The following is a 7,155-nucleotide window of genomic DNA, read 5'->3' as shown; positions in this document are numbered from 1 at the left end:
GAACTCTGTAGTTGTCCGACATTCATTCTCACAAAAAAACAAGCCACTTTTCGCACAATACGAAAAGTGGCTTGAACTGTTATTTATAATGTATCCACAACCAACACTCCGTCTTCCATCCTTAAATGCAAGCGTTGCCCTTCTTCTAATTCGCCTTTGATCACTTCCTTCGCAACAGCAGTCTCCACATACCGTTGGATGAATCGTTTTAATGGACGTGCTCCGAAATCGGCATCTGTCCCTTCTTCGACGACCCAATCGAGGACAGGCTCCTCATACGTCAACGGGATATCTTGGCCATCCAACCGTCGCACAAGATCATCTAGCATCTTCCTTGCGATTTCAACGAAGGCATTGCCCGAAAGTGAATGGAAGATGATAATGTCGTCCATCCGATTCAACAACTCCGGCTTAAAGTGATTACGCAATTCCGCCATCACCAAGTCTTCTGTAGCGTGCTCATCAGACTCAAACTGACCGCTCATTAAGTACTGAGAACCAATGTTGGACGTCATGATGACGACAGTATTCGTAAAACTCACGAGTCGACCTTGGCTATCTGTAATGCGACCATCATCTAAGATTTGCAATAAAATATTAGAGACATCCGGATGAGCCTTCTCTATTTCATCCAACAAAACAACTGAGTACGGATTGCGACGGACCGCTTCCGTCAATTGTCCCCCCTCTTCATAACCGATATATCCCGGAGGTGCTCCGACAAGTCTAGATACGCTGTGCTTCTCCATATACTCTGACATATCAATACGGATGAAATGATCCACAGAGTCGAACAGTGTACCTGCAAGTGTTTTCGCAAGCTCTGTTTTACCGACACCCGTTGGACCTAGGAATAGGAACGATCCAATTGGTTTATCAGGGTCTTTAATGCCCGAACGAGCACGCCATACCGCTTCCGTCACAAGTTGTACGGCATTATCTTGACCAATGACACGCTCTTTCAACGTATCGCCCAATCGCAACAACTTCTCACGTTCGCCTTCCATCAGCTTCGTCACTGGGATACCTGTCCAGCGCGCCACGATCATCGCGATTTCATCTTCCGTTACTTCTTCTCTAATCAAACGATTTTCTGCTCCCCCCTTAAATTGCTCTTCTAATTCATGCAGTTGGTGTTCCAGCATAGGGATTTTACCGTGACGTAATTCTGCGGCTTTGTTCAAATCGAATTTGTTTTCCGCGTCTTCCAATTCACGACGATAGCGATCTAACTTCTCGCGCACGTCTTGCACTTCTTGGAGCTTCTTCTTTTCGTTCTCCCATTGCTCGCGCATGCCTGACGAAGAATCTTTCAACTCTTTTAGTTCATCACGCAAGGTAGCGAGTCGATTTTGGCTAATGGGATCCTTTTCTTTCGTCAATGCCTGTTCTTCAATTTCAAGCTGCAAAATACGACGTGTCACTTGGTCCAGCTCTTGCGGCATCGAGTCAATTTCTGTACGAATCATCGCACTTGCTTCATCCATCAGGTCAATCGCCTTGTCCGGCATGAAGCGTTCTGTCAAATAACGATCTGACAATGTTGCCGATGCAACAAGAGCCCGGTCATGGATGCGTACACCATGGTGCAATTCAAAACGCTCTTTTAGTCCACGTAAAATTGAAATCGTATCTTCAACAGATGGTTCGCGCACCATCACTTGCTGGAAACGTCGCTCAAGTGCCGGATCTTTTTCGATATACATCCGATATTCGTCCAACGTTGTGGCACCAATACAGTATAATTCCCCCCGCGCAAGCATTGGTTTCAACATGTTACCAGCATCCATCGCGCCTTCGGTCTTCCCTGCACCGACAATCGTATGGATCTCGTCAATGAACAGAATAATTTCACCATCGCTATCTTTTACTTGTTTTAACACAGCCTTAAGGCGCTCTTCAAATTCACCACGATATTTTGCGCCTGCAATTAAAGAACTCATATCAAGTTCGTGAATTTGGCGGTCTTTCAGTCCTTCTGGCACGTCACCCTTCACAATACGTTGAGCAAGTCCTTCAACGATGGCTGTCTTACCAACACCAGGTTCGCCGATTAAAACAGGATTATTTTTTGTTTTTCTCGATAAAATCCGGATCACATTTCGAATTTCTTCGTCTCGTCCAATAACGGGATCCATTTTTCCGTTTTTCACTTCTTCAACTAGGTTGCGTCCAAATTGTTCTAATGGTGAACGCTGGTCTTCTTGTACGCCGTCCATTCTCATGAACCATCACCTCATTATATTTTATCTTTAATTTGACTTTGACTATCTTTGACTAATGATAGTATACCTCGCTTTTCAGCGTATGTAAAGTCAGATGCTTAGGTCTCATTAACTAGTATTTCCCGCGCACATACGATTAAAACAACAAAAAATCCGACCAGTGAAAAGCTCACCAGCCGGATCTGATCGTGCTTATTTATCGTACGCCTAGCGCCATTTTTGCATAGCGTGACATGTTTTCGCGTGACCAAGGTGGATTCCAAACGATGTCGACTTCGACGTCTTTCACTTCTGGAAGCTCCATCAGTTCTTGCTTCACATTCGCAACAATTTGCGGTCCCATCGGACAACCAATTGACGTAAGTGTCATCGTGACTTTACCGATGCCGCCTTCAAGCAATTCTGCATTATAGACGAGACCGAGGTTTACAATATCTACACCAAGCTCAGGGTCGATAACATTTTCAAGGACGCCCATCATGCTTTCTTTCATTTCATCAGCCATTGGAATTCCCCTTTCTATTTCAATTCGTTTTAATCATCATAGCAAAACGATCTTAACCGTTCAAATGTTCTGCAAGGAAGTCCACTGCGCGCAACATGCCGGGTCTTGAAACGGCGTGACCTGCATGCTCGTCCACCATGAACTCAAAGTCTTCTGGATGCTCATTGTATTTCACTTTTACGGCATTGTAGAAATGGTGTGTCGGTTCAAACGGTACCATCGTATCGTTCATGCCATGCCAGAAAAAGACAGGGCGGTCATTCAACCGTTCTGGATGTTGAGTCAAATCGAAATCAGCGAGCGTACTCAGTAGCTTGTGGATATCTTCGTCTTTCATCGGAAGTTTAAATCCTTTGTTCTCAAATTGCTTCATTTGACCTTTAGCAAGTTTTACATATCCAGGAGTACCCATCATAACTGCTGCGCTTTTGATCCATGGATACGCTGCTAAGCAACCAAGTGTCGTAATACCTCCCATGGACGTTCCAGAAAATGCGATTTGACCAGAATTCAACAATCCTTTTTCTTTTAGTTGTTGGTGTAAGATTCCTGCTTCTTCAATGGAAGTCAGTATGATCTCCCAGAATCGCAAACTGAGTTGAACTTCGTCGAGTGCTTCGGAGCGGACACCGTGAAGATGTGCTTCAGGCAATAGTACACGGATTCCTTTTTTAGCAAGATTGAATGCGTAATGCAAGTTATGCTCTTTCGCGCTCGTAAAGCCGTGGAAAAAGATGACGACCGGCATTTCAGGCGATTCTTGCTGCTTATCTACAATATGCAATAGAGGGACTGTGCCCCATTGTTCTTCACTAATAATCATCCTTGACACCTCGTTTACAGTTTTGTTGAGCATACCAATATTTTTCTAGAAAAACAAAAGTTGCGCATGGGTAATTACTTTTTTGACTTGTACACTTCCCAAAGGCTACACTTGAATTAGGAAGGAGGCGTTTTGCCATGAAACCTCATTTAATTGCACTCGATTTAGACGGAACGTTATTAAATGATCAAAAAGTAATCTCTGAAAAAACGCTAGCTACACTAAAACAGGCGGAATCAGAAGGGCATCAAATCATGATTGCGACTGGACGCCCCTATCGTTCCAGTGAAGTCTATTACCGTCAACTAGGACTTAAAACACCGATTGTTAACTTTAATGGAGCGTTCGTACATCACCCTACTGATCGTACTTGGAAAACCGTCCATGAAACTATTGATTTAACTGTTGCAAAGGAAGTTATCGATGCCATGCAGGACTTTAACTTGAAAAACATTGTGGCGGAAGTTATGGATGACGTCTACTTGCATTACCACGATGAAAAATTGCTCGATATTTTCAGCACCGGGAGCCCGAAAATTCAAGAAGGTGATATTCGTCAATATCTACAAGTGAACCCGACGAGTCTTCTCATCCAAGGGGCCGAAGGGATGGCGGATCCGATTCGTAAACACTTGGAAGAAGTGCACGCAGAAGTCATTGAGCATAGACGCTGGGGAGCTCCTTGGGAAATCGTCGAAGTCATTCGGCATGGGCTAAATAAGGCGGTAGGAATTTCTAAAGTTTCCGAGTGGATTGGTATACCACAAGAACGAATTATTGCATTTGGCGATGAAGACAACGATTTGGAAATGCTCGATTATGCGGGTATCGGTGTTGCAATGGGCAACGGGATTGATCAGCTAAAATCGATAGCGAATGAAGTGACTTTGACGAATAATGAAGACGGCATAGCCATAATGTTACAAGAACGACTTAATTTAAAATCTTCATAAAGAGATTGGAGGATTCTCATGAAAATTTTCGTAGATAGTGGTTGCGACTTACAAAAATCATATTTGGATGAAAATGATGTCACATTGCTTCCTTTGACAGTGTTACTTGATGGAAAAGAATATCAAGATATCGTGGATATTGACGCAAAAGAAGTATTCCAAGCCATTCGAGCTGGCAAGCAGCCAAAAACATCTCAAGTCTCTCCAGATCGGGTTCTCGCTCTCTGGAAAGAATTTGCCGAGACTGGAGAAGATGGAATTTACATCTCATTTTCTTCCGAATTGTCGGGTACATATCAGACATCTGTCATGATGCGGGATCAGGTGAAAGAAGGCAATCCGCGTATGAACTTAATCGTTGTCGATACACGCTGTGCTTCCCTTGGCTGTGGATTAGTCGTCCAAGAAGCTGTTCGTTTGAGAGATGCGGGAGAAGATGTCCGGACCATCGAGCGCAAAATTCGTAAAATGGCAAGCAACATGGAGCATTTGTTCACAGTGGAAGATCTCGATTACCTCGCTAAAGGCGGTCGCGTCTCGAAAGCAAGCGCATTTTTCGGCGGACTGTTGAACATCAAACCATTGCTGCATGTAGAAAGCGGACGATTGGTACCGATTGAAAAGCATCGCGGACGCAAAAAAGTGTTCCGCAGAATTCTAGAACTCATGGAAGAACGCGGGGATCATGTTTCCGAACAAGTGATTGCGATCAGTCATGGTGATGACGAAGAAGGGGCTCTTGAGTTACGGGACTTGATCGAGGAAAAGTTCCATCCTAAAGAAATTCAAGTCCACATGATTGGTTCGGTCATCGGCTCACATGCCGGCCCTGGAACTCTCGCCGTATTTTTCTTGAACAAACAGTAAGTTAGTTATAAGCAACTCCGTCGTTCATATCCATTGACGTCTGAGCTGCTTTTTTTTCGCATTTTTTTCGGGCCTCTTTACAGATTTTATCCAAACAAAAAAGAGAGCACTTAAGCGCTCTCTTTCTTCCTTACTTTTTGGCTTCTGCTTTCCGTTCTTGACGTGCTTTTCGACCTTTTCTCCATACTGCCCAAAGGAAGCTTAAGAATAGAACATACACCATGATCGATGCGATCAGATAAGGGATATTGAATCCTTTGTCTTCTTTCACCAAATAGATTTCTGCCATTTCACGGTCCAGAACGACGTGATATTTGTCATCCTCAGTTTCTACAATTTGGTCATTATCGAGTAATCCACGTAGACGCTTCTTACTGCCAATCTCATCTGGATCTAAAGCATAACTTTGTGTTTCAGATGTGTTGTTGATGGCAATAATCCACGATTCTTCTTTATCGTAAACTTTATACACCATGTATCCATCTTTATTGTGCAGCATTTTGAAGTTACCGTTACGAAGCGTATTCGATTGGTTTCGAAGAGAATTTAAATCTCCAATGAGCTCTTTCAGCTCCATATCGGTCTTAAAGTTGAATAGTGGGTGGCTCTCTGGTGCTTCTTTTCCGTTCACCGCAATCTCAGTTCCATAAGGCATAACCGGAATTCCTGGTAACGTAAAGAGCGCAGTAACAGCTACTTTCCAACGGGTCGGTGGAAACATACGCTGCTCCACGATGTCGTATGTGAAACGCGGACCTGTTAACTGATCGAATTGGATCAAATCAGTCGGTTCACTTGTTTCAAATTGGTTGATTTGAGATGAATCAGGGTCTACTCTAACAAACGACTCACGTAGGGCCTCCATTGAGGAATTGTTTGGTTTGGAATCAACAGCAGCGTCAGTTTCTTCATCAGACAATACATACAAATCCGGTGAAGCTTTTTTCAAAGAAGCAATAAATCGATCGAGCACTTCTTTCGAATATCCTTCCGTTTTCGTCAACCGAATCCCATCCAACTCATAGGTTTTCACAAAGTTGACCATAGTTTCTTCCAGATTACGCTGCACATCAACATCATCTTTTTCCCAATCAATGGTATTTCCTTCACCTTGGGTAAATGGGAGCTTGTTGGCCCATACATGATCTTTGCTCACTCCCGCTAGCGGGAAATCAGCAATGACCCGAACATCTTTATCATGCAATTCTTTGAGCATCGACTTGAAATCTTCTTCGGTTCCAAAATGTTTCTCAAGTTTCGTATAATCGAGCACTTCACTGCCGTCATACGTTGCTGTCTGGAAAACAGGCCCAATGGAAACTGCTGTGAAGCCCATATCTAAAATATGTTGTAAACGGAGGGAAATCCCTGAGAAATCGCCACCGTTGAATGCGGACGGATCCTGTGCATCTGTATCTATATCATTTTGTCCATCCCCGTTATTAAAACGGTCAACCAATAAATCATATATGCTTTCGTCTTTCAAGGTTCGTTCTGTCTCAGCCGAAGCCAAGTTTGGAAGTGTTGTCATTACCAGTAAAAGAAACATTATTATTACACTAATTTGTCGTTTGACGTTCACCCAAAAAGCCTCCCTCTACAATTCATTCATGAAATTTTTATGTACTCATAACTTGCAAATTTCGCTCATAAATCTCACATTCTGATCATAACTCACGCTTTCCGCTCATAAATCTCACATTCTGCTCATAACTCACGTATTACGCTCATAAATCTCACATTGTGCTCATAACTCTCGCATTCCGCTCATAAATCTCATAT

The 7,155-nt window shown here is 43.3% G+C and carries 6 protein-coding genes; 2 read left to right on the top strand and 4 right to left on the bottom strand.

Annotated features, from left to right (window positions below; genetic code table 11):
* Positions 1-83 precede the first annotated feature (83 nt).
* From N693_RS19475 to N693_RS0117120, 3 genes are all read right to left on the bottom strand, one after another.
* Positions 84-2,225 carry an ATP-dependent Clp protease ATP-binding subunit gene (locus N693_RS19475; RefSeq protein WP_051508773.1) on the bottom strand — a complete coding sequence of 714 codons (2,142 nt, stop codon included), beginning with the start codon at positions 2,223-2,225 and terminating at the stop codon, positions 84-86.
* A gap of 196 nt (positions 2,226-2,421) precedes the next feature.
* Positions 2,422-2,730, bottom strand: coding sequence for a metal-sulfur cluster assembly factor (locus tag N693_RS0117125; protein ID WP_025786054.1), 309 nt, complete (start codon positions 2,728-2,730; stop codon positions 2,422-2,424).
* A 52-nt stretch (positions 2,731-2,782) separates the two neighbouring features.
* Positions 2,783-3,553 (bottom strand): prolyl oligopeptidase family serine peptidase, encoded by a 771-nt coding sequence (locus N693_RS0117120; protein ID WP_025786052.1) that lies wholly within the window; start codon positions 3,551-3,553, stop codon positions 2,783-2,785.
* A gap of 137 nt (positions 3,554-3,690) precedes the next feature.
* On the opposite strand from N693_RS0117120, the gene N693_RS0117110 reads away from it, so the two are divergent.
* Both N693_RS0117110 and N693_RS0117105 read left to right on the top strand, forming a co-directional pair.
* Positions 3,691-4,506 (top strand): Cof-type HAD-IIB family hydrolase, encoded by an 816-nt coding sequence (locus N693_RS0117110; RefSeq protein ID WP_025786050.1) that lies wholly within the window; start codon positions 3,691-3,693, stop codon positions 4,504-4,506.
* An 18-nt stretch (positions 4,507-4,524) separates the two neighbouring features.
* Positions 4,525-5,373: a DegV family protein gene (locus tag N693_RS0117105; RefSeq protein WP_025786049.1), complete on the top strand. Its 849-nt coding sequence runs from the start codon at positions 4,525-4,527 to the stop codon at positions 5,371-5,373.
* Positions 5,374-5,503: 130 nt separating this feature from the next.
* Here the strand turns inward: N693_RS0117105 and N693_RS0117100 are convergent, their stop codons facing one another.
* Positions 5,504-6,955, bottom strand: coding sequence for an alpha-amylase family glycosyl hydrolase (locus N693_RS0117100; RefSeq protein ID WP_025786048.1), 1,452 nt, complete (start codon positions 6,953-6,955; stop codon positions 5,504-5,506).
* Positions 6,956-7,155 lie beyond the last annotated feature (200 nt).

This window comes from Sporosarcina sp. D27 (assembly GCF_000586555.1).
Classification (GTDB): Bacteria; Bacillota; Bacilli; order Bacillales_A; family Planococcaceae; genus Sporosarcina.
The sequence above is the reverse complement of the archived record's forward strand: the minus strand, read 5'-3'. Positions and strand labels throughout refer to the sequence as shown.